We start from the raw sequence: 20,763 nt of genomic DNA on the forward strand, positions 1-20,763 counted from the left end.
GCCGGGGGCAGGCTCCTCAAAATAACGTCACTTTGTTCCAGATTAATGACGAAGGCGCCGAATCATGGCAGGTGGGGTTTCGCTGCGGGGGCGAAGGTCCTATATTCCGCAGATTGGTTGAACCCAGGTCATTGGCCTGACTCTGGAACGGAGAACTGAAATGCATATGCCGTCCCCCATGGCACTGCTCGTCATCGCCATCGTGGTCCTGGTCCTGTTCGGCCGCGGCAAGGTTTCCTCGCTGATGGGTGAATTCGGCAAGGGCATCACCGCCTTCAAGAAGGGCATCAACGACGGCAATGCCGAAGTGAATGCCGAACGCCCCGTGGTTGTCGAGAAGACCGTCCAGCCGGTCCAGCCGGTGCAATCGGTCCAGCCCGTTCCGGGCACCGAGGCCCGCGACGTGACCCCGCACAACGAACCCCGCGTCTGATCCCGAAACCGGGACAAGGGTTCCAGAATGCTTGATGTCGGGTGGAGCGAACTGCTGCTGATCGGTGTCGTCGCACTGATCGTCATCGGTCCCGAGGATTTGCCGAAGCTGTTTCATACCCTGGGCCGCATCACGGCCCGGGCCAGGTCCATGGCGCGCGAGTTCACAAGCGCGATGGAGGATGCGGCCAAGGGCAGCGGCATCAGTGACGTGACCAAGGATCTGAAGAACCTGACGTCGAAGAAATCCTTGGGCCTGGATGCCCTGGACCGGGCCGCATCGCGGTTCGAACAGTGGGATCCCAAGACCGCCCTGGACAAGGCCGCGCGGCCCATGCCCGATCCGGCGGCCCCTGTGGCGCCCGATACCCGTCCCATGGACGCGCCCCCGGCCCCTGGCGCGTTGCAGGCCGCGAACGAACCCGCCCCCGCCCCGATGCCGGTCGCGCAGCCCAGCCCGCGCCGCATTGCCGGTGTCCGCCGGTCGGACATGAAGGACCAATAAGTGGCATCGCAAAACGTCGATGAGCTGGACGACAGCTCGGCCCCGCTGATCGAGCATCTCAAGGAATTGCGCACTCGCCTGGTCTGGTCCGCCCTGGCCTTCGTGGTGGCGATGGTCCTGTGCTACCTGATCTGGAACCCGATCTACAATTTCCTGACCCTGCCGATCTGCGCCGCGCTTGAAGATCGCGGACAGGAATGCGGGCTGATCCTGTTGAAGCTGCAAGAAGGCTTTACGGTCGCCCTGCGCATTTCCTTTTTCGGCGGCTTTGTCCTGGCATTCCCGATCATCGCCTATCAGTTGTGGCGCTTCGTGGCGCCGGGGCTGTATCGCAGCGAAAAGCGGGCCTTCCTGCCGTTCCTGGCCGCATCGCCGCTGATGTTCGCCCTGGGCGCGGCATTTGCCTATTACGTCATCCTGCCGATGGTGTTTTCCTTTTTTCTGGGCTTCCAGCAGGGACCGCTGGCGCTGCCTGACGATCCGGCTGGGGCTGCGCCGAACACCAGCCTGGCGGGCATTGTTTTCCAGGGGTCGGTCAGCGAATACCTGAACCTGACCACGCGCTTCATCCTGGCCTTCGGGCTGTCGTTCCAATTGCCTGTGGCCTTGGCGCTGATGGGGCGGGCGGGGCTGGTGTCGGCCGATACGCTGGCCAGCACGCGCCGCTATGCGGTGATCGTGATCCTGACGCTGGCAGCCTGTCTGACGCCGCCCGACGTGGGAAGCCAGCTTGTGCTGTTCTCGGTCATCTATGGGCTTTACGAGATCTCGATCCAGATCGTCCGCCGCATCGAGAAGGTGCGGGAAAAGGATCTGCGCGCCCAAGGGCTGTGGGACGAAGACGTTTGATGCCTGATGCCCTGACCCGCATCGCCGAGGCGCTGGAGCGTCTGGCCCCGCCGCCCATCCCCGCGCCGTCCTTTACCGAGGCCACGGCCTATGTCTGGCACCCCGATCCCGACCGGCTTGAAGCAGTGCAGACTGTCGCCCGCGTCGATCTGGTGCAGCTGATCGGCATCGACCGGGCCAAGGCGATCCTGCTGGACAACACCCTGCAATTCGCGCGCGGCTTTGGTGCGAACAACGCCCTTTTGTGGGGCGCGCGGGGGATGGGCAAGTCGTCCTTGGTCAAGGCCGTCCATGCCGGTGCCGTGGCCCAGGGTTTGCCGCTGGTGCTGGTTGAAATCGCCCGCGACGACCTGGGTTCCGTGGGGCGGCTGCTGGCGATCCTGGGCCAGGCCCGCGACAAGCGGTTCCTGTTGTTTTCGGACGACCTGTCCTTCAGCCATGACGACACGCAATACAAGTCGCTCAAGGCGGTTCTGGACGGCGGGATCAGCGGCCGGCCCGCGAACGTGATCCTGTATGCCACATCGAACCGCCGCCACCTGATGCCCCGCGACATGATCGACAACGAACGCGCGACCGCCATCCATCCGGGCGAGGCGGTCGAGGAAAAGGTGTCGCTGTCCGACCGCTTTGGCCTGTGGCTGGGCTTTCATCCCTGTTCGCAGGACGAATACCTGGCGATGGTGCGGGCTTATTGCGACGCCTATGACCTGACGATCGACGACGGCACCCTGCGGGCCGAGGCGATCGAATGGCAGGCCACGCGCGGCGGGCGATCCGGCCGCGTGGCCTGGCAGTTCTTTACCGACCTGGCCGGGCGGCACGGGGTCGCGGTCTAGCCCGGCTGCTTGGCCAAGGCCGCTTCGCGCATCTGGGTCAGGGTTTGGCGCGGTGTCAGCGCCTCGGGCGAGATGTCCAGATCCAGCAGGGCTCCGGTCTTCGATCCCATGGCCCGCTGGAACGCGGCCGCGAAATCGGCGGTCGCTGGCACCCGTTCGGCATGGAAGCCATAGGCTTTCGCCAGCATGACGAAATCGGGGTTGTGCATGGTCGTGCCCGACACACGGGCCGGATAGTTGCGTTCCTGATGGGCACGGATCGTCCCGTAGATGCCGTTGTTCAGCACCAGCACGATGGGCTGCGCCCCCGCCTGCGCCGCCGTCGCCAGTTCGGCGCAGGTCATCTGGAAATCGCCGTCGCCTGCGAAGCACACCACGGTGCGCGCCGGATGCGCGATCTTGGCGGCAATCGCGGCGGGCAGGCCATAGCCCATGGCGCCCGATTGCGGGGCCAGCAGCCGCGCCCGGGGACCGAAGGCAAAGAACTTGTTGGGCCAGACCGCAAAGTTTCCCGCGCCGTTCGTCAGGATCGCATCCTCGGGCAGGGTGTTTCGCAGGTGGTCCATCACCGCGACCATATCGACGGGCGAGGGCTGGGCGGGCGCCTGCATCGACGCCAGGTATCCCGATCGCGCCGCCTTGCGCCAATCCGACCACGGCCCGGTCACTGGACGCAGCCCTGCGGCAAGCGCATTCGGTCCCGACTGGATCCCCAGGCGCGGCTGATAGATCTTGCCGATTTCCCCCTCTGACGCATGGACGTGGATCAGCACCTGTTCCGGCTGCGGCACCCGCAGCAGGGTATAGGCGTCGGTCGTCATTTCCCCAAAGCGCACGTTGATCGCCAGCATCACGTCGCATTCGGCGATCAGGCGGCGCACATGGGGCGGCATCCCGACCCCCGCTTCGCCCGCATAAACGGGCGAGGTGTTGTCGAAGCTGTCCTGGAACCGGAAGGCGGCAAGGACGGGAATGTCGGACGCTTCGGCAAAGCGTTGCAGCGCGGCCTTGCCCCCGGGCGTCCAGGTGCAGCCGCCGGTCAGGATCAGCGGGCGTCTGGCCCCGGCCAGCATGGCCATGCCCTTGTCCAGGGCGGCGGGCAGGGGGGCGGGTTCCGCGATCTCGGACGCGCCGGACAGGGGGGCCGTGTCCGAAAGGGTGGTAAGCATATCCTCGGGCAATGCGATAACGACGGGGCCGGGGCGGCCGGTGGTGGCGGTCTTCCAGGCGCGGGCCAGGATTTCAGGGATGCGGTCCACCCGGTCGATCTGGACGGCCCATTTCGCCATGCTGCCGAAGACGGCCGGATAGTCGATTTCCTGGAACGCCTCGCGTCCGATCATGTCGGTGCCGACCTGGCCCACCAGGACCAGCATGGGTGCGCTGTCCTGCATCGCGGTGTGGATGCCGATGGCGGCGTTGGTGACGCCCGGCCCGCGCGTGACCAGGCAGATCCCGGGCTGGCCGGTCAGCTTGCCCCAGGCGGCCGCCATGAAGGCCGCGCCCCCTTCGTGGCGGCACAGCACGAAATCAAGCCGTCCCCGTGTGTCGTGCAGCGCATCCAGCACCGCCAGGTAACTTTCGCCCGGAATGCCAAAGGCCTTGGTCGCGCCAAGCGCCATCAGGCAATCCACCAGCAATGCCCCGCCGTTTCGTGTCATGTGGCCCCCTTTGTTCGCGCCAGCCTATCGGCGCGGCGCGGCGACTGCCAGCGTCAGTTCCACGCGCAGGCCGGGGCGGGTGTTGGTCAATGACAACTGCCCTCCGGCGGCTTCGGCGATGTCGCTGACAATGGCAAGGCCGATGCCCTGTCCTTCGCCGGACTCGTCCAGGCGCATTCCGCGTTGGGGCAGGCAAGCCAGGGCGCCGTCCGGCACGCCCGGTCCGTCGTCGCAGATGGCGATGGTCACGCGGTCGCCCTTTTGGCCAATGACCGCCTCGACAGCCGCATCGGCGTGCTGCATGGCGTTTTCCAGCAGCGCGCCAAGCGCCTCGGTCAGGTCGTCGGGGTCGATGCGGGCGCGGGGGGCGGGGTGGGCAAGGCGGGTCTGCCAGTCGATTTCCCCGCCCTTGGGGGTGCGACGCAGGACCTTGATCAGCCGGGCCAGGATGACCGCCGGGTCGGCCTCGGCCGTGTGGCGGTCGGACTGGATGCGGGCGCGGGCCAGTTCGCGGTCCACCAGCCGACGCATGGCCGTGACAACGGTTTCGATGCTGCCGGCGATTTCAGGCTCTCCCCTGTGGCGCAGGGTGCCCGCATCGCCCAGCAGCGCCTGGAGCGGCGTCTTGAAGCCATGCGCCAGGTCGCCTGCCCGGTGCCGCGCGCGAAGCAGTTCGGCGTCACGCGCGTCCAGAAGGGCGTCCAACTGGCGGGACAAGGGCAACATCTCGTCGGGCAGGTCGGTGCCGATACGCGAACGCTGCCCTTCGGTCAGGGCCTGCACGCGGTCCGCCACCTCGGCCAGGGGGGACAGGCCGACGCGGATCTGCAGCCAGGATCCGGCCATCAGCAGCAAGGCCAGAAAGGCCAGATAAGGCAGCAGGTCGCCCAGGAATTCCTGCCGAGCGGCCGTCAGCACCGCCCGGTCCGAGGCGACGACGATCCGCAGGGTCAGGGATTCCGGCCCCCGCCCGACCAGCAGGCTTTGTTCCACCGCCAGCAGGCGTTCGCCCTGGGGACCGGGCAGGGACAGCACGTCGGATCGGCCGGGTGCGGGCGCGGGGCGGTCCATGGGCAGGGTATTGTCCCACAACGATCGCGACCGCTGCACCTGATCCCCCAGGGCAACCTGCCAGTAATGCCCCGAGAAGGGTTGTTGATACAGCCGGTCCGCCGGTGGCGCGGCCAGGCGCGGCACGCCCGTCGCGTCATGTTCAACGATCCCCGCCAGGGTAAGGGCGCGGGCTTCCAGGTCATTCACCGCCACCCGTTCGACATGGCGTTCGAACAACAGCGCCAGCCCAAGCGCGGCAGCCCCCAATGTCGCCACGATGGCAAAGGCGCCCACGACCAGCAGCCGCAGCCGCAGCGACCGGCGCATCAGCCGGGCGCCCCCAGGTCATAGCCAAAGCCGCGCCGCGTATGGATCACCCCCGGTCCCACCTTGCGGCGCAGCCGGGCGATCACGGCCTCCAGGGCGTTGGCATCGCGGGCGTCATCGTCGCCATACAGGTGCTCCAGCAGTTCGGACGGCGAAACCGTGCGGTCGCGGTGCAGCGTCAGATAGGACAAAAGCCGGTATTCCAACGGCGTCACCGCCACCGGCACGCCTGCCACGGAAACCGACATCCGGTTCAGATCGACCGACAGCGCGCCCACCTGCTGGACGGAGGCCGCCCGCCCGCCCGAACGGCGCACCAGGGCGCGGGCGCGGGCGATCAGTTCCTCCATCCGAAAGGGCTTGGACAGGTAATCGTCGGCACCCGCGTCGATGCCTTCGACCCGTTCGGTCCAGGCGCCGCGCGCGGTCAGGATCAGGACCGGGCATTCGCACCCCTCGGCCCGCCAGCGTTTCAGGACCGTCAGCCCGTCCAGGCGCGGCAGGCCCAGATCCAGAACGATCAGGTCATAGCTTTCCGTGCCGCCGCGAAACCATGCGGTCTCGCCATCCTCGAGATGTTCGACGCGGAACCCGGCCGAACCAAGCGCCCGGGTCAGATCGGCGGCAATACGACGGTCATCCTCGACCACAAGGGCGCGCATCAGTCGTCGTGTTCCTCTTCGACCTGCAGGATCTTGCCGGTAGCGGCGTCCATGTCCACCTCGATCAGCCGGCCGTCGCGGGTGATCAGTTCGACCTCATAGACGCGGATTCCATAGGCATATTCAAGCTCGACCTCGACGACGGTGCCGGGATGGTCGGTGTCCAGCTGCCGCAGGATCTGCGCCAGGGGCAAGATTTCCCCGCGTTCGACGGCCTCCTGGGCCAGTTCGAAATCGGGCAGGGTGTCTGGCTGCCCCCCTACGGTCGAGGGGACAATCAGGGCAAGGACGATGGCAAGCAGGTGTTTCATGCAGCACAGATTACCGCAGCGGTCCTGACAAATCGCTGACAGGGGCGGTCAGCCGCCTGTCAGCGCGCATGGGGTAGAACGATTCGCATCACCGGGTCGCCGCCCTTGCAGCGCGACCCCCTCAGGAAAGGATAACGCATATGGCACGCAAGACAGGCACCAACCTTGCAGACACTATCGGCGGCACTTCGTTGGCGGACTGGCTGGCAGGGTTGCGCGGCAATGACACGATCAACGGCTTTCGCGGCAATGACGACATTTATGGCGGTGCCGGAAACGACCACCTGTTTGGCGGCGATGGCCATGACGAGATCGAGGGCGGCGCCGGCAACGACCGCTTGTGGGGCCAGAACGGCAATGACGAACTAGAGGGTGGCGACGGCGATGACGGCATCGCCGGAGGAGCGGGCCGGGACGAACTGGAAGGCGGACGCGGCAACGACCGGCTGTCGGGCGGCGACGACAGGGACGATCTGGAAGGCGGCAGCGGCAATGACACGCTGTCGGGTGGCGCGGGACAGGACAGCCTGGAAGGCGGTTCGGGCAATGACATCCTGACCGGCGGATCGGGCGTCGATTTCTTTGAATTCGAACGCGGCGACGGGCGCGACCGCATCACCGATTTCCAGAATGGCATCGATCGGATCGAGCTGGACGATTTCAGCCGCGCCCAGGTCAGCCAGGTCATCGGCAATGCCCGCCAGCAGGGCGCGGATGTTGTGCTGGTGCTGGACGCCAACACCTCTGTCATCCTCGAGGATATGCAGCGCGGCCAGCTGGATCTGAGCGACTTCACGTTCTGACTCGGCCTTGTGGGGCGGCCTGGCAGGACCGCCCCGATTGATTTAGGTTCACCGGCTCCCCTGCCGCATCGTCGCAGCTTGCGGCCTGCACGATCCAAGCCTAGGTTCCGGCGCTGAATCTGGATTCTGCGGTGCATGATGACGACAGACCTGCCTTTCCGTTCCTGGCCTGTCGGCGGCGGCGCCTGCGGCGAACTGGTGCGGAAATTCGACTGGTCGCGTACTTCGCTGGGACCAATCGAGCAATGGCCCCGGCATCTGCGGATCAAGGTCAATTCGCTGGTCAATTCGCCCATCCCGCAGGTGCTGATCTGGGGGCCGGATCATGTGATGATCTATAACGACGGTTATGCCGAGATCGCGGGCAATTGCCACCCGCGCGCCCTGGGCGGCACGGTCCAGGCCATCTGGCCCGAGATCTGGGATTTCAACCGCACCACGCTGGAACGCGGGTTTCAGGGCCAGGTGCAGGCATTCCGCGAACAGCCGATGGTGCTGAACCGCAACGGCGTCCCCGAGGATGTGATCTTTGATCTGTTCTATACGCCGATCTATGACGAAACCGGCGCGGGCGTGGACGGCGTCTTGTGCACCGTCCTGGAAATCACCGAAACGGTTCGCGCCCGCGACGCCCTGGCCGAAAGCCGGGCCGAGCTTTACCATTTGTCCGACGCCCTGCCGATCCTGGTGGGCTTTCTGGACCGGTCGCTGGTCTTCCGTTTTGCCAACCGGTGCTTTCTTCAGGTGTTCGGCGTCACCCACGCCCAGGTGATCGGCCAGCGGATCGGGGACATCCTGGGCGCCAGCCAGGCCGCCCTGACCGAGGGGATGCTGGACCGCGCCCTTGCGGGCGAGACGGTGAATGTCGATGCCGCCGTGTGCCTGCCCGGCGACCGCCCGCGCACCTTTGAGATGCGCTGCCTGCCCCGGATATCGCGCGACGACCGGATCGACGGCGTCTATATCATCCTGATCGACGTCGAGGACCGCAAGCAGACCGAAACCCGGCTGCGCGACAGCAACGACCGTTTCCGTGCCGCGGTCGAGGCAATCCACGGCGTCCTGTGGACCAACACCGCCGACGGGCGGATGATCGGTGAACAGCGTGGCTGGGCGGCGCTGACCGGGCAGGCCCTCGACGATTATCAGGAATTCGGCTGGACGGACGCCGTGCATCCCGACGACCGCGCGGGCACCGTCGAAAGCTGGCTTCGCGCCGTCGCGGCGCAATCGACCTTTGACTGGGAACACCGGCTGCGCTGCGCGGATGGCGCATACCGCATCTTCATGGTGCGCGCGGTGCCGACGCTGAACGAGGCGGGCGAGATCAGGGAATGGGTCGGCGTTCATACCGACATCACCGAACAGCGCCTGACCGAGGCGCAGTTGCAGGCCCAAGCCGAGGATCTGCAACGCCAGATCGCCCACCGGCAGTGCGCCGAGGATCAGCTTCGCCGTCTGAACGAGACGCTGGAAGAACGCGTCGCGGACGAGATCGCGCAGCACCGCAAGACCGAGACCGCCCTGCATCGGTCGCAAAAGATGGAATCCATGGGCCAGTTGACCGGCGGCGTGGCCCATGACTTCAACAACCTGCTGCAAGTGATCGCAGGCAATCTTCAGATGCTGGCCAAGGATGTCGACGCCGATCCCCGCGCCAGCCAGCGGGTTGAAAATGCCCTGTCCGCCGTTGCCCGCGGGGCCAAGCTTGCCAGCCAGCTTCTGGCCTTCGGACGCCGTCAGCCGCTGGAGCCGCGGGTGATCCAGCCCAACCGCCTGGTGGGGGAAATGGACGAATTGCTGCGCCGGTCCCTGGGCGAGGCGATCGAAATCCAGGTGATCGTCCCGGGCGATCTGTGGAACATCTGCGTGGACCGCGCCCAACTGGAAAGCGCGCTTTTGAACCTGGCGATCAATGCCCGCGATGCGATGGACGGCGCCGGGCGCCTGACCATCGAGATGGGCAATACGCGGCTGGACGACGCCTATGCCCTTGTCGCAGGCGATGTCGTGGCGGGCGATTATGTGATGCTGGCCGTGACCGACACCGGCTGCGGCATGACGCCCGAGGTGCTTGAGCGGATCTTCGATCCGTTTTATTCCACCAAGCCGGAAGGGCGGGGAACGGGCCTTGGGATGTCCATGGTTTACGGCTTTGTCAAGCAATCAGGGGGCCATGTGGCCGTTTACAGCGAACCGAACGAAGGAACGACCGTGCGCATCTATCTGCCGCGATCCGACAGTGACGAAGATACCGACGCGCCGGTCCATGACGGCCCCGTGGTCGGCGGCACGGAAACCATCCTGGTTGTCGAGGACGACGAGGCTGTGCGCGCCACCGTGGTCGATCTGCTGGGATCGCTTGGCTATAATGTGCTGACGGCCCGTGATGCGCAGGCGGGGCTGGCCGTCGTGGAAAGCGGGCTTCACATCGATGTGCTGTTCACCGACGTGGTGATGCCAGGCGGTCTTTCCAGCCGCGACATGGCGCGTCGTGCGCAGGACATCCTGCCGGGGCTGGGGGTTCTGTTCACCTCGGGCTATACCGAAAATTCCATCGTGCATGGCGGCCGTCTGGATCCGGGGGTGGAACTTTTGTCGAAGCCCTATCCGCGAGAGGCCTTGGCCCGCCGGTTGCGCCATGTCATCGCCAACGCGCAGCAAGACCGCCTTTCGGTCGATGCCGAACGCACGTCCCGGCCCTCTGCCGAAGCCGTGCCGGCCACCGGCCCCGCCGTGTCGATCCTGCTGGTCGAGGACAACGCCCTGATCCGCGCCGACACCGCCATCATGCTGGAGGAGATGGGCCACACCGTCGTGCAGGCGGGCAAGGCGGCGCCTGCGCTGGCCCATCTGGAAGGCCAGGCCTTTGACCTGCTGCTGACAGACCTGGGCTTGCCCGACATGAACGGCAACGACCTGGCGCAGCGGGCGGTGGGCCTTCAGCCGGGGCTGGCCGTGGTTTATGCCACGGGCGACAGCCACCTGCCTGCGGGCTGCCCGCAGCAGGCGGTTCTGCTGTGCAAGCCCTATGGCGAGGATGACCTGCGCGGCGCGGTCGAGGAAGCCCTGGCCCGGATCGCCTGATCCAGGCTCTTGGCGGGTGGCGTTTTGCGTGCTATGCAATGCCCGTTCTCAGGGCGGGGTGCAATTCCCCACCGGCGGTTACAGCCCGCGAGCGCCTTTCGGCAACGAAAGGGTCAGCAGATCCGGTGAAACTCCGGGGCCGACAGTTACAGTCTGGATGAAAGAGAACCGTGGCCGCGTCCTTCCCAAGGGACGGTCATGGCTCGATGTCCTGGGACCATACGCAAGCAACGTAAGGTTCCTGAAAGATGACCCACAAGACCCCTCGTATCGCCTTTATCAAGGCCCGCTGGCATTCCGATGTCGTGGACCGCGCGCATGAAGGATTCCTGGCCGAACAGCGCCGCCTGATCCCCGGCGCCCAAGTCGTGGCCTTTGACGTGCCCGGCGCCTTCGAAATGCCCCTTCTGGCCAAGAAACTGGCGCAGACCGGCAAGTATGACGCCGTGGTCGCCGCCGCCTTGGTGGTGGATGGCGGCATCTATCGCCACGATTTCGTGGCCGCCGCCGTCGTCAACGGCCTGATGATTGCGGGCCTGGACACCGGCGTGCCGTGCTTTTCGGTGTCGCTGACGCCGCATAACTATCAGGAAACGGAACTGCTGACCGGCTTTTACCGCGACCATTTCGTCCAAAAGGGCGCCGAGGCCGCGCAGGCCGTGCATCAGGTTCTGGAACTGGACGCCCGGATCGCCGCCGAGGGCCGCGCCGAGGTCGCCTGACCAGCGTGGCGCGCGGGTCCGGCCCGCGCGCCTTGTCGTCATTCAACCGTGACGGATTTCGCCAGGTTGCGGGGCTGGTCCACGTCGGTGCCCTTGGCGACCGCCGTGTGATAGGCGAGATACTGCATCGGTCGCAGGGGGATCGGCGCCTGGATCAGCTATTACAACGAAAAACGTCCGCACTCATCGCATGGGTTGCTGACGCCAGCTGAGGCCTATGATACCGCCAACCAGAACCTGAAAGCCGCCGCCTGACATGAAACCCATGCCAAAGTTTAGCGGAGCGGCAAACTGGTCGAAAATCCCGGACCACCTCTCTTCTCGGCCGAATGTCATAAGGTGCTGCGTGTTGATGCGCTGTCCCTCAGAAGGAAAGATTAACCGAAAACTCCAGTTTCAAACGGTCCAGGTTTCAGGGGGCAGAGCACAAAATTCACTGGCCGCATTGCGGCCGAAGGGTGCGCAGGGGCTGCATAAGGAAACGGCGCGCGGGTCCGGCCCGCGCGCCTTGTCGTCATTCAACCGTGACGGATTTCGCCAGGTTGCGGGGCTGGTCCACGTCGGTGCCCTTGGCGACCGCCGTGTGATAGGCGAGATACTGCATCGGGATCGCATAAAGGATCGGCTGGAACGCCCCCCCGCCCGACGGCATCTGCAGGCTTGCCTGAACCCCGTGGCTGGCCGAGGCCAGCCCCTCGTCATCCGACAACAGCAGGATCGGGCCATGGCGGGCCATGACTTCCTGCATATTGGACACGGTCTTTTCGAACAGCGCATCATGCGGGGCCAGCACGATCACTGGCACGTCGCGGTCGATCAGCGCGATCGGCCCGTGCTTGAGTTCCCCCGAAGCATATCCCTCGGCGTGGATATAGCTGAGTTCCTTCAGCTTCAGCGCCCCTTCAAGGGCTACGGGATACAGCGCGCCTCGTCCCAGGAACAGCACGTCGCGGGCCTGGGACAGCCATTCGGCCTGATCGCGGCAGGCGTCCGACATGGACAGGGTTTGCTGCATCAGGCCGGGGACGCTGCGCAGGTCGGCCAGATGCGCGGCCAAGGCGTCGTCGTCCATGCGGCCCCGGTCATGCGCGGCCTTCAAGGCCAGGATCGCCAGCACCGTCAATTGACAGGTGAAGGCCTTGGAGGATGCGACGCTGACCTCGATCCCCGCAAGCGTCGGCAGGGCAATGTCCGCGTCCCGCGCGATTGCCGAGGTGCCGACATTGACCAGGCCCACCGTGCGGGCCACATGAGCGCCCGCATAATGCAGCGCGGCCAGCGTGTCGGCGGTTTCGCCCGACTGGCTGACAGCGATGAACCAGCTTTTGGGGGACAAGGGCGGTTCGCGATAGCGGAACTCGGACGCGACGTCGATGTCGCAGGGCAGGCCCGCCAATTGCTCGAACCAGTATTTCGCCACATGGCCCGCCAGATGCGCGGTGCCGCAGCCGACCAGGCTGATGCGGTCAACATCGTGGAAATTCATTCCATCAGGCAGCACGATCCGGTCGCCCTTGACATAATGGTTCAGCACATCGCCAATCACCACCGGCTGTTCGGCGATTTCCTTGGCCATGAAATGACGGTATCCGCCCTTGTCGATGGCGGTCGCGCCGGTGTCGATTCGGGCCTCGACCCTGTGGGTCTGGTTGCCTGCCGCATCGAAGATCTGGACGCCCGCGCGGGTCAGGACGGCATGGTCGCCGTCCTCCAGATAGGTGATGCGGTCGGTAAAGGGCGCCAGCGCCACGGCGTCGGATCCCAGGAACATTTCCTTGTCGCCATGGCCGATGGCCAGGGGGCTGCCCTTGCGGGCCGCGATCATCAGGTCATCCTCGCCATCGAAGATGAAGGCCAGGGCGAACGCGCCTTCCTTGTCGCCATGGCCGATGGCCAGGGGGCTGCCCTTGCGGGCCGCGATCATCAGGTCATCCTCGCCATCGAAGATGAAGGCCAGGGCGAACGCGCCGCGCAGCCGCGCCAGGGTGCTGCGTGCGGCCTGGATCGGGGATTGGCCTTGATCCATGTAATGCGCCGTCCACAGCGCCACGGTTTCCGTGTCGGTCTGCGATTGCGGCTGGATGCCCAGCGCGCCCAGTTCCTCGCGCAGGTCGCGGAAATTCTCGATGATGCCGTTATGGACAACGGCCACGGGACCGGACTGGTGGGGATGGGCGTTCACCTCGGTCGCGGCGCCGTGGGTGGCCCAGCGGGTATGGCCAATGCCGATATGGCCGGGCAGGGGCTCGTGGACCAGGCGGTCCGCCAGGTTCACCAGCTTGCCCACGGCGCGGCGCCGCTCCAGCCGCCCGGTGGCGTCCACCGTTGCGACGCCCGCGCTGTCATAGCCGCGATATTCCAGCCGCCGCAGCGCATCGACCAGTTGCGGGGACACCTCGTGCGAGCCCAGGATACCGATAATGCCGCACATCAGCGGGCCTCCTTCTTCGCGCGCAGGGCTGCCATCAGGCGGGTGGCAAGGCCGGGCTTGGTTGCCTGGCGCGCCCGGCCAATGGCCAGGGCACCGTCGGGCACGTCTTCGGTGATCACGGACCCCGATCCGGTCATGGCGTCGTCGCCTACCCGCACCGGGGCCACCAGCATCGTGTCGCTGCCGATAAAGGCGCGTGCGCCGATCTGGGTGCGGTGCTTCATCACCCCGTCGTAATTGCAGGTGATGGTGCCTGCGCCGATATTGGTGTGTTCGCCCACATGGGCATCGCCCAGATAGGTCAGGTGGCCGACCTTGACGCCCTCGTCCAGGACCGCGTTCTTGATTTCGACAAAGTTGCCGACATGAACGTCGCCCCCCAGTTCGGCGCCGGGGCGCAGCCGGGCAAAAGGCCCGACGGTTGCGCCCGAGGACACATGGCAGCCTTCCAGATGGCAGAAGGGCAGGATTTCCGCCCCCGATTCCACCGTCACGCCGGGCCCGAAGACGACGCTCGGACCTACCACCGCATCCCGTCCGATCACGGTGTCCAGGGCGAACCAGACCGAGGACGGGTCGCACAGCGTCACCCCGTTCTCAAGCGCCCGAAGACGCGCGCGGTCCTGAAAGGCGGCTTCAGCCGCAGCCAATTCGGCGCGAGTGTTGATGCCCAGCGTTTCCCCTTCGTCGCAGGTGACGACATCGGTGCTGCGCCCCTCGGCCCGCGCCAGGGCCACCAGGTCGGTCAGGTAATATTCCCCCGAGGCGTTCTGGTTCGTCAGCCGCACGATCAGTTGGCGCAGCAGGGAGGCGTCAAGCGCCATGACCCCGGAATTGCACAGCGCGATGTCGCGCGTCGCCGCATCCGCGTCCTTGTATTCGACGATCCGTTCCAGGCCCCGCCCCGTCACGATCAGGCGGCCATAGCGGCCCGGATCCTCGGCCTCGAACCCCAGGACGACCAGATCGGACGGGTGCGCCGCAAGCGCGGCCAGCGTTTCTTCGCCAATGAATGGGGTGTCGCCGTAAAGAACGACCACCTTGCCCTCGAACCCTTCCAGCTCGGGCAGGGCCTGGCGGACGGCGTGGCCGGTGCCAAGCTGTTCGGACTGCAGCACGATCCGGGCTTCGGGGTCGATCCTGCCCACGGCCTTCGTCACCTGGTCGGCGCCATGGCCCGCGACAACGATCACCTGTTCGGGTTCCAGCGTCCGGGCCACGGACAGGGCATGGCCGATCAGCGGCGCGCCGGCCAGCCGGTGCAGCACCTTGGGCAGATCGGACTGCATCCGGCTGCCTTGTCCGGCCGCCAGAACCACGATCGCCACGGGTTTGTCCGCCATGCTGTCTCCAATGCCTGTTCAAATTCTTTGCCCGGCGTTCTAATCGGGGCCGCGCGCCTGCGAAAGCCCTGCGCGTTCACCTTTGGTGTCGAATCGTTTCGGGAAGGATTGTGCATGGCGGGAACGGTGGTCTTTGATCTGGACGGCACGCTGGCCGATACATCGGCCGACCTGATCGCGGCGGCGAATGCCTGCTTTGCGGCGCGCGGCATCGACGTGATGCTGGACCCGGTGGCGGATGCGCTGACCGCGTTCCACGGCGGCCGGGCAATGCTGCGGGCGGGATACGGGCGGATGGGTGCCGACCTGCTGCTGCCCCCAGGGGCCGAGGAGGAGGATTATCCCCGCCTGCTTGACCATTACGGGCAGAACATCGCGGTCCATACGAAGCTGTATCCGGGGGTCGAGGCAACCTTGGACCGCTTGCAGGCCGACGGCCATATCCTGTCAGTCTGCACCAACAAGCCCGGCGCCCTGGCGGAAACCCTGCTGGATGCGCTTGGGGTGCGGGGGCGGTTCGCGTCGATGGTCGCGGCGGATACGCTGCCGGTCAGAAAGCCCGATCCGCGTCCCTATCGCGCGGCGGTGGAACGGGCGGGGGGCAGCGTGGCCGCATCATTTCTGGTGGGCGATACCGAAACCGACCGCAAGACGGCCACGGCGGCGGGCGTCAGGGTTGCGCTTGTGTCCTTTGGCCCGGAAGGCGAGGCGATTTCCCGCCTCGCGCCGGACGCGCTGATCGGACATTTTGACGAATTGCCCGATCTGGCACGGGCCTGGCTGGGTTAAGGGCACCCGCGCCGGGTCCTAGGCTGGCCGTTTAAACATATCCCCATCCACAGATCGTCGGTTCCTCTGCCCGACGCCGTGCCATTGCCGATTGCATCTCTGCTGGCTTTTGCAGTGCTTCGTCGCGCCGGACGACAGGGTCGCCGTCCCCTCTCAGGGGACGGCGCCGGGATCACTTCGCCTCGTCTGCAGGATTTGCGTTCAGCTGGCCATAGTTCTGGGCGCCGATGGTGTCGAACAGCTGCAACTGCGTTTCGAGGAAGTCGATATGGCCTTCCTCATCCTCGATCAGGTCGTCGAACAGCGACTTGGACACCTGGTCATTGACGCTGGAACAGTATTCGCGCGCCTCAAGATACAGGGTGCGGGCGTCGTGTTCGGCCGCCAGGTCGGATTCCAGCGTTTCGCGCAGGGTCTGGCCGATCCGCAGCGAGTCCAGCTTTTGCAGGTTCGGATGGCCTTCCAGGAAAATGATTCGCTCGATCAGGCGATCGGCGTGGTGCATTTCCTCGATGGATTCCTCGCGCGACTTCTTGGCGATGCGGCCAAATCCCCAGTCTTCCTGCAAGCGATAGTGCAGCCAATACTGGCTGACCGCGGTCAGTTCAGACCGCAACGCCGCGTTGAGATATTCGATGACCTTTGCGTCGCCCTTCATGGTGGCTGTCCTTTGCAATCTCTGATTTTGCCCGCAAAATCGGCGGGGCTATGCCCAGATTATCGCAGTGACGCATGGTGTCCAGAAAGAGCGGCATACATCCCCCGCAATCGGCGCGTTTGCCGAGCGCGTGGTATATCTTTCCCGGTGTGATGATCGTCTGGGGGTCTGCCATCCGCATCCAGTCGATGGCTGCCTTGATCTCATGATCCGAGATTTGCGTGCAATGGCAGACAATCATCGCGAAGGCTCCTGTTTGGCGAAGAAATAGCGATTCTGTCGGAATTGTAAAGGTGACTTTTTTGGTTGGTGATCCCGGCATTCTTGACCCCGGGGCGGGGCGGGCGCAAAAGCGCGGCCATGAAGCTGTCCGATTTCGATTTCGACCTGCCCCTGTCCCTGATCGCCACGCGTCCGGCACGGCCGCGCACAGCCGCGCGACTTCTGCTGGCGGAAGGCGCCGGGATCCAGGACCGCCGGGTAAGCGACCTGCCGGACATCTTGCGGATGGGCGACGTTCTGGTGCTGAACGACACCAAGGTCATTCCTGCGCGTCTGACGGGCACGCGGACCCGCCAGACCCCCCAGGGCGAGGCCGTCGCGCGGGTCGAGGTGACGCTGCTGGAACCGGCCGCCGATGGCTGGCGCGCGCTGGCCAAGCCCCTGCGCAAGCTGCGCGAGGGAGAGGTGATCCGCTTTGGCGACGCCCTGTCCGCCGAAGTCGCCGCCATTGCGGAAGGCGAGTTGCGGCTGCGCTTCGACGCGCAGGGCGATGCCTTCGACACGGCGCTTCAGCAGGTGGGCGCCATGCCGCTGCCCCCCTATATCGCGGCGCTTCGCGCGCCTGACGATCAGGACCGGCAGGATTACCAGACCGTCTGGGCCGCGCGCCAGGGGGCCGTCGCCGCCCCCACGGCCAGCCTGCATTTCGATGCGGCATTGCTGGATGCGTTGGCCGCAAGGGGCGTGGAATTCGTTCATGTCACCCTTCATGTCGGCGCGGGAACGTTCCTGCCCGTCAAGGTCGATGACGTGACCACCCACCGGATGCACGCCGAATGGGGCGAGGTGGGGGCAGAGGCGGCGGATGCGATCAACCGGGCCAAGGCCCAGGGCCGCCGCGTGATCCCCGTCGGAACCACGGCGCTGCGGCTGATCGAATCGGCGGCGCTTGGGGATGGCACGGTTCGGCCATTTCAGGGAACGACCGACATCTTCATCTATCCCGGCCATCACTTCCGGGTGACCGACGGGCTGATGACGAATTTCCACCTGCCGAAATCGACGCTTCTGATTCTGGTATCCGCGCTGATGGGGCGGGAAAGGATCAAGGACATCTATGCCCATGCGGTTGGGCAGGGCTATCGCTTCTTCAGCTATGGCGATGCGTCGCTGTTGATCCCCTAGGGTCGCTTTCCGGGTAGCCCCTCCGCGCCGGATGGGCGAGACAAGACAATTCCTGCGACCGGAGTCGAGACGACCATGCTTTCCGTGCTGCGAACCACATGGCCGCTGTTCCTGGGCATCCTGCTGCTGATGGTCGGCAACGGGATGCAGGGCACGCTGCTGGGCATTCGCGGCGGGATCGAGGGGATCCCGACATTCCAGATGTCGGTCGCCATGTCGGGTTATTACGCGGGCTTCCTGTTGGGCAGCCTGTCGGTGCCGGCGCTGATCAAGAACGTGGGCCATGTGCGGGTCTTCGCCGCACTTGGGTCGATGATTTCATCGGTGCTGGTGCTGTATTCGGTCGAGCCGAACTGGATCTGGTGGACCCTTCTGCGGGTCATTATCGGATACTGCTTCTGCGGGGTCTACATCACGTCCGAAAGCTGGCTGAACGCGGGATCCACGAACGAGAACCGGGGCCAGACCCTGTCGGCCTATATGATCGTGCAACTGCTGGGGATCGTCGCGGCGCAGGCGCTGCTGAACCTCAGCGATCCGGGCGGCTATACGCTGTTCATCGTCGCGTCGGTCCTGGTGTCCTTTGCCTTCATGCCGATCCTTTTGTCCGCGCGTCCCGCGCCGCAGTTCCAGACGATCAAGCGCATGACCTTCGGCCAGCTTTACCGCGCCTCGCCCCTTGGCTGCGTCGGCATCTTCCTTATCGGGGGGGTCTTTGCGGTGCTGTCGGGAATGTCGTCGGTCTGGGGCGCCACGATCGGCCTGTCGGTTGCCCAGATCTCAATCTTCGTGGCGGCAAGCTATGCGGGCGGGTTGGTGATGCAATATCCCATCGGCTGGATCTCGGACCGCTATGACCGGCGCAAGCTGGTGCTGATGCTTTCCGCCGTCGGGGCGGTGACGGGCATTGCCGTCCTTGCAAGCCAGCCCGGCACCCTAGGGCTTATCGTTGCGGGCGCCCTGATGGGAGGGCTGGTGAACCCGATCTATGCGCTGCTGCTGGCCTATACCAACGACTACCTGGACCAGTCGGACATGGCTGCGGCATCCGCCGGGCTGTTGTTCATCTATGGCATTGGGTCCATGGGCGGGCCGATCATCACCGGCTGGCTGATGGAGTTGATCGGCCCGGACGGGTTCTGGCTCTATATGGGTGTGTTATTGGGGATGCTGGCTGTCTATGCCGGATGGCGCACGACCCGCCGCCGCGCCCTGACACCGGAAGAACAAGGCAACTTCGCCGTGATCACACCCAATGCCACCACCATCGCCGTCGAGGCCGCATTGGATGAAAAGCAATCGGACCCCGACAAACGGGCGCCCGACGCGGCGTAACTGGCCTGCTTGTTCCCCTTTGCGGAATGGTTTAACGCTCAACTATCGTGACCAGACGAGGATAGCTGATGGCCCAGAATTTCGACATGGTGGTGATTGGTGCCGGGCCGGGCGGCTATGTCGCCGCGATCCGGGGCGCGCAACTGGGCCTGAAGGTCGCCTGCATCGAGCGTGAACACCTGGGCGGCATCTGCCTGAACTGGGGCTGCATCCCCACCAAGGCCCTGCTGCGGTCGGCCGAGGTGTTCCACCTGATGCACCGGGCCAAGGATTTCGGGCTGTCGGCCGACGGGATCGGCTTTGACCTGGAAAAGGTCGTGGTCCGGTCGCGCGGGGTCGCCAAGCAACTGACCGGCGGCATCGGCCACCTGTTCAAGAAGAACAAGGTCACCACCATCATGGGCGAGGCGCGTCTGGTCGCCCCCGGCAAGGTCAGCGTCAAGACCGACAAGGGCACCGAGGAGGTCACGGCGAAGAATATCGTCCTGGCGACCGGCGCCCGCGCCCGCCAACTGCCGGGGCTGGAGCCGGATGGCAAGCTGGTCTGGAACTACAAGCACGCGCTGGTGCCGCCGCATATGCCGAAAAAGCTGCTGGTGATCGGATCGGGCGCCATCGGCATCGAATTCGCCAGCTTCTTCAACACCCTGGGCGCCGATACCACCGTGGTCGAGGTGATGGATCGCGTCCTGCCGGTCGAGGATGCGGAAATCAGCGCCTTCGCCAAAAAGGCTTTCGTCAAGCAGGGCATGAAGATCCTGGAAAAGGCCACGGTCAAGAAGCTGGACCGCAAGGGCGGCACCGTGACCGCCCATATCGAAACGGGCGGCAAGACCGAGACGCAGGACTTCGACACGGTGATTTCCGCCGTGGGCATTGTCGGCAACGTCGAAAACTTGGGCCTGGAAGATCTGGGCGTGAAGATCGACCGCACCCATGTCCTGACCGACGAATATTGCCGCACCGGCGTCGAAGGGCTTTATGCCATCGGCGACGTGGCGGGCGCGCCCTGGCTTGCGCACAAGGCCAGCCACGAGGGCGTGATGGTGGCCGAACTGATCGCGGGCGGGCATCCGCATCCGGTCAAGCCCTCCAGCATCGCGGGCTGCACCTATTGCCATCCGCAGGTCGCATCCGTCGGCCTGACCGAGGCCAAGGCCAAGGAACTGGGCCACGAGGTCAAGGTCGGCCGCTTCCCCTTCATGGGCAACGGCAAGGCCATTGCCTTGGGTGAGCCCGAGGGCATGATCAAGACCGTCTTCGACGCCAAGACCGGCGAATTGCTGGGCGCGCATATGGTGGGCGCCGAGGTGACGGAACTGATCCAGGGCTATGTCATCGGACGCCAGCTTGAGACGACCGAGCAGGATCTGATGGAGACGGTCTTCCCGCACCCGACACTGTCCGAGATGATGCACGAGTCGGTGCTGGACGCATACGGCCGGGCGATCCATTTCTGACACCCGTTGCGCGGGGCAGGGCTGCAACGCCCGCCCCGTCAATCCTGCGTTAACCGTTTGGTAACTATCCCTTCACCCATGCGCCTGCC

20 protein-coding genes and 1 riboswitch are annotated in these 20,763 nt (G+C 65.4%); of the genes, 12 read left to right on the forward strand and 8 right to left on the reverse strand.

Annotation, left to right across the window (positions count from 1 at the left end; all coding sequences use genetic code 11):
* Positions 1–160: 160 nt before the first annotated feature.
* The 4 genes from Q5701_RS10515 to Q5701_RS10530 are packed head-to-tail and all read left to right on the forward strand — an operon-like array spanning position 161 to position 2,625.
* A complete protein-coding gene (locus Q5701_RS10515) occupies positions 161–433 on the forward strand; it encodes a twin-arginine translocase TatA/TatE family subunit (protein ID WP_234855218.1) in 273 nt (90 codons plus the stop codon).
* A 27-nt stretch (positions 434–460) separates the two neighbouring features.
* The gene (tatB, locus tag Q5701_RS10520) at positions 461–937 is read left to right on the forward strand and encodes a Sec-independent protein translocase protein TatB (protein ID WP_306755185.1); all 477 of its coding nucleotides are present in this window, start codon (positions 461–463) and stop codon (positions 935–937) included.
* Complete coding sequence (tatC, locus tag Q5701_RS10525) at positions 938–1,786, forward strand: twin-arginine translocase subunit TatC (RefSeq protein WP_306755186.1); 849 nt, start codon at positions 938–940, stop codon at positions 1,784–1,786. It begins immediately after the preceding gene.
* Positions 1,786–2,625, forward strand: coding sequence for an ATP-binding protein (locus Q5701_RS10530; protein WP_373568640.1), 840 nt, complete (start codon positions 1,786–1,788; stop codon positions 2,623–2,625). Before tatC ends, Q5701_RS10530 begins: the two co-directional genes overlap by 1 nt.
* On the opposite strand, the gene Q5701_RS10535 is transcribed toward Q5701_RS10530, so the two are convergent.
* Genes Q5701_RS10535 through Q5701_RS10550 form a run of 4 tightly spaced genes read right to left on the reverse strand, consistent with a single transcriptional unit; the run spans position 2,622 to position 6,639 of the window.
* Positions 2,622–4,286: a thiamine pyrophosphate-dependent enzyme gene (locus tag Q5701_RS10535; RefSeq protein ID WP_306755188.1), complete on the reverse strand. Its 1,665-nt coding sequence runs from the start codon at positions 4,284–4,286 to the stop codon at positions 2,622–2,624. The two genes, Q5701_RS10530 and Q5701_RS10535, sit on opposite strands and share 4 nt — an antisense overlap.
* Positions 4,287–4,310: 24 nt before the next feature.
* Positions 4,311–5,666: a sensor histidine kinase gene (locus Q5701_RS10540; RefSeq protein ID WP_306755189.1), complete on the reverse strand. Its 1,356-nt coding sequence runs from the start codon at positions 5,664–5,666 to the stop codon at positions 4,311–4,313.
* A complete protein-coding gene (locus Q5701_RS10545) occupies positions 5,666–6,328 on the reverse strand; it encodes a response regulator transcription factor (RefSeq protein ID WP_306755190.1) in 663 nt (220 codons plus the stop codon). Before Q5701_RS10545 ends, Q5701_RS10540 begins: the two co-directional genes overlap by 1 nt.
* Positions 6,328–6,639: a PepSY domain-containing protein gene (locus Q5701_RS10550; RefSeq protein WP_306755191.1), complete on the reverse strand. Its 312-nt coding sequence runs from the start codon at positions 6,637–6,639 to the stop codon at positions 6,328–6,330. The genes Q5701_RS10545 and Q5701_RS10550 overlap by 1 nt, the downstream gene beginning before the upstream one ends.
* A 140-nt stretch (positions 6,640–6,779) precedes the next feature.
* On the opposite strand from Q5701_RS10550, the gene Q5701_RS10555 reads away from it, so the two are divergent.
* From Q5701_RS10555 to Q5701_RS22860, 4 genes are all read left to right on the forward strand, one after another.
* Entirely contained in the window at positions 6,780–7,442 is a 663-nt protein-coding gene (locus Q5701_RS10555) for a calcium-binding protein (RefSeq protein WP_306755192.1), read from the forward strand.
* Positions 7,443–7,577: 135 nt separating this feature from the next.
* On the forward strand, positions 7,578–10,529 hold the full coding sequence (locus tag Q5701_RS10560; RefSeq protein ID WP_306755193.1) for a hybrid sensor histidine kinase/response regulator: 2,952 nt from the start codon (positions 7,578–7,580) through the stop codon (positions 10,527–10,529).
* Between the two features lie 40 nt (positions 10,530–10,569).
* A riboswitch (FMN riboswitch) is annotated at positions 10,570–10,702 on the forward strand.
* A gap of 75 nt (positions 10,703–10,777) precedes the next feature.
* Positions 10,778–11,251 carry a 6,7-dimethyl-8-ribityllumazine synthase gene (locus Q5701_RS10565; protein ID WP_306755194.1) on the forward strand — a complete coding sequence of 158 codons (474 nt, stop codon included), beginning with the start codon at positions 10,778–10,780 and terminating at the stop codon, positions 11,249–11,251.
* Between the two features lie 141 nt (positions 11,252–11,392).
* The gene (locus Q5701_RS22860) at positions 11,393–11,506 is read left to right on the forward strand and encodes an integrase core domain-containing protein (protein WP_373568654.1); all 114 of its coding nucleotides are present in this window, start codon (positions 11,393–11,395) and stop codon (positions 11,504–11,506) included.
* A 259-nt stretch (positions 11,507–11,765) separates the two neighbouring features.
* Here Q5701_RS22860 and glmS read toward each other — a convergent pair whose 3' ends face one another.
* Entirely contained in the window at positions 11,766–13,682 is a 1,917-nt protein-coding gene (gene glmS, locus Q5701_RS10570) for a glutamine--fructose-6-phosphate transaminase (isomerizing) (RefSeq protein WP_306755195.1), read from the reverse strand.
* Positions 13,682–15,025, reverse strand: a complete 1,344-nt coding sequence (glmU, locus tag Q5701_RS10575) for a bifunctional UDP-N-acetylglucosamine diphosphorylase/glucosamine-1-phosphate N-acetyltransferase GlmU (protein ID WP_306755196.1) — start codon at positions 15,023–15,025, stop codon at positions 13,682–13,684. The genes glmS and glmU overlap by 1 nt, the downstream gene beginning before the upstream one ends.
* Before the next feature lie 114 nt (positions 15,026–15,139).
* Here glmU and Q5701_RS10580 point away from each other — a divergent pair, with 114 nt between their 5' ends.
* On the forward strand, positions 15,140–15,814 hold the full coding sequence (locus Q5701_RS10580) for an HAD hydrolase-like protein (RefSeq protein WP_306755197.1): 675 nt from the start codon (positions 15,140–15,142) through the stop codon (positions 15,812–15,814).
* A 172-nt stretch (positions 15,815–15,986) separates the two neighbouring features.
* Here Q5701_RS10580 and bfr read toward each other — a convergent pair whose 3' ends face one another.
* Together bfr and Q5701_RS10590 are read right to left on the reverse strand one after the other, a co-directional pair.
* Positions 15,987–16,472, reverse strand: a complete 486-nt coding sequence (gene bfr / locus Q5701_RS10585) for a bacterioferritin (protein ID WP_306755198.1) — start codon at positions 16,470–16,472, stop codon at positions 15,987–15,989.
* Positions 16,420–16,713 carry a (2Fe-2S)-binding protein gene (locus Q5701_RS10590; RefSeq protein WP_234855755.1) on the reverse strand — a complete coding sequence of 98 codons (294 nt, stop codon included), beginning with the start codon at positions 16,711–16,713 and terminating at the stop codon, positions 16,420–16,422. The genes bfr and Q5701_RS10590 overlap by 53 nt, the downstream gene beginning before the upstream one ends.
* A gap of 119 nt (positions 16,714–16,832) precedes the next feature.
* Here Q5701_RS10590 and queA point away from each other — a divergent pair, with 119 nt between their 5' ends.
* The 3 genes from queA (at position 16,833) to lpdA (ending at position 20,674) form a co-directional block, all read left to right on the forward strand.
* On the forward strand, positions 16,833–17,879 hold the full coding sequence (gene queA / locus Q5701_RS10595; RefSeq protein ID WP_306755199.1) for a tRNA preQ1(34) S-adenosylmethionine ribosyltransferase-isomerase QueA: 1,047 nt from the start codon (positions 16,833–16,835) through the stop codon (positions 17,877–17,879).
* Positions 17,880–17,954: 75 nt separating this feature from the next.
* Positions 17,955–19,214 carry an MFS transporter gene (locus Q5701_RS10600; RefSeq protein ID WP_306755200.1) on the forward strand — a complete coding sequence of 420 codons (1,260 nt, stop codon included), beginning with the start codon at positions 17,955–17,957 and terminating at the stop codon, positions 19,212–19,214.
* A 65-nt stretch (positions 19,215–19,279) separates the two neighbouring features.
* Positions 19,280–20,674 (forward strand): dihydrolipoyl dehydrogenase, encoded by a 1,395-nt coding sequence (lpdA, locus tag Q5701_RS10605; protein WP_306755393.1) that lies wholly within the window; start codon positions 19,280–19,282, stop codon positions 20,672–20,674.
* Positions 20,675–20,763 lie beyond the last annotated feature (89 nt).

The sequence above is a fragment of the Paracoccus actinidiae genome (assembly GCF_030863885.1).
Lineage (GTDB): Bacteria > Pseudomonadota > Alphaproteobacteria > Rhodobacterales > Rhodobacteraceae > Paracoccus > Paracoccus everestensis.

Coding starts and splice junctions, on each gene's coding strand:
- Q5701_RS10515 (WP_234855218.1), top strand. CDS start 161: ATGCATATGCCGTCCCCCATGGCACTGCTCGTCATCGCCATCGTGGTC.
- tatB (WP_306755185.1), top strand. CDS start 461: ATGCTTGATGTCGGGTGGAGCGAACTGCTGCTGATCGGTGTCGTCGCA.
- Q5701_RS10530 (WP_373568640.1), top strand. CDS start 1,786: ATGCCTGATGCCCTGACCCGCATCGCCGAGGCGCTGGAGCGTCTGGCC.
- Q5701_RS10535 (WP_306755188.1), bottom strand. CDS start 4,286: ATGACACGAAACGGCGGGGCATTGCTGGTGGATTGCCTGATGGCGCTT.
- Q5701_RS10540 (WP_306755189.1), bottom strand. CDS start 5,666: ATGCGCCGGTCGCTGCGGCTGCGGCTGCTGGTCGTGGGCGCCTTTGCC.
- Q5701_RS10545 (WP_306755190.1), bottom strand. CDS start 6,328: ATGCGCGCCCTTGTGGTCGAGGATGACCGTCGTATTGCCGCCGATCTG.
- Q5701_RS10550 (WP_306755191.1), bottom strand. CDS start 6,639: ATGAAACACCTGCTTGCCATCGTCCTTGCCCTGATTGTCCCCTCGACC.
- Q5701_RS10555 (WP_306755192.1), top strand. CDS start 6,780: ATGGCACGCAAGACAGGCACCAACCTTGCAGACACTATCGGCGGCACT.
- Q5701_RS10560 (WP_306755193.1), top strand. CDS start 7,578: ATGATGACGACAGACCTGCCTTTCCGTTCCTGGCCTGTCGGCGGCGGC.
- Q5701_RS10565 (WP_306755194.1), top strand. CDS start 10,778: ATGACCCACAAGACCCCTCGTATCGCCTTTATCAAGGCCCGCTGGCAT.
- glmS (WP_306755195.1), bottom strand. CDS start 13,682: ATGTGCGGCATTATCGGTATCCTGGGCTCGCACGAGGTGTCCCCGCAA.
- glmU (WP_306755196.1), bottom strand. CDS start 15,025: ATGGCGGACAAACCCGTGGCGATCGTGGTTCTGGCGGCCGGACAAGGC.
- Q5701_RS10580 (WP_306755197.1), top strand. CDS start 15,140: ATGGCGGGAACGGTGGTCTTTGATCTGGACGGCACGCTGGCCGATACA.
- bfr (WP_306755198.1), bottom strand. CDS start 16,472: ATGAAGGGCGACGCAAAGGTCATCGAATATCTCAACGCGGCGTTGCGG.
- Q5701_RS10590 (WP_234855755.1), bottom strand. CDS start 16,713: ATGATTGTCTGCCATTGCACGCAAATCTCGGATCATGAGATCAAGGCA.
- queA (WP_306755199.1), top strand. CDS start 16,833: ATGAAGCTGTCCGATTTCGATTTCGACCTGCCCCTGTCCCTGATCGCC.
- Q5701_RS10600 (WP_306755200.1), top strand. CDS start 17,955: ATGCTTTCCGTGCTGCGAACCACATGGCCGCTGTTCCTGGGCATCCTG.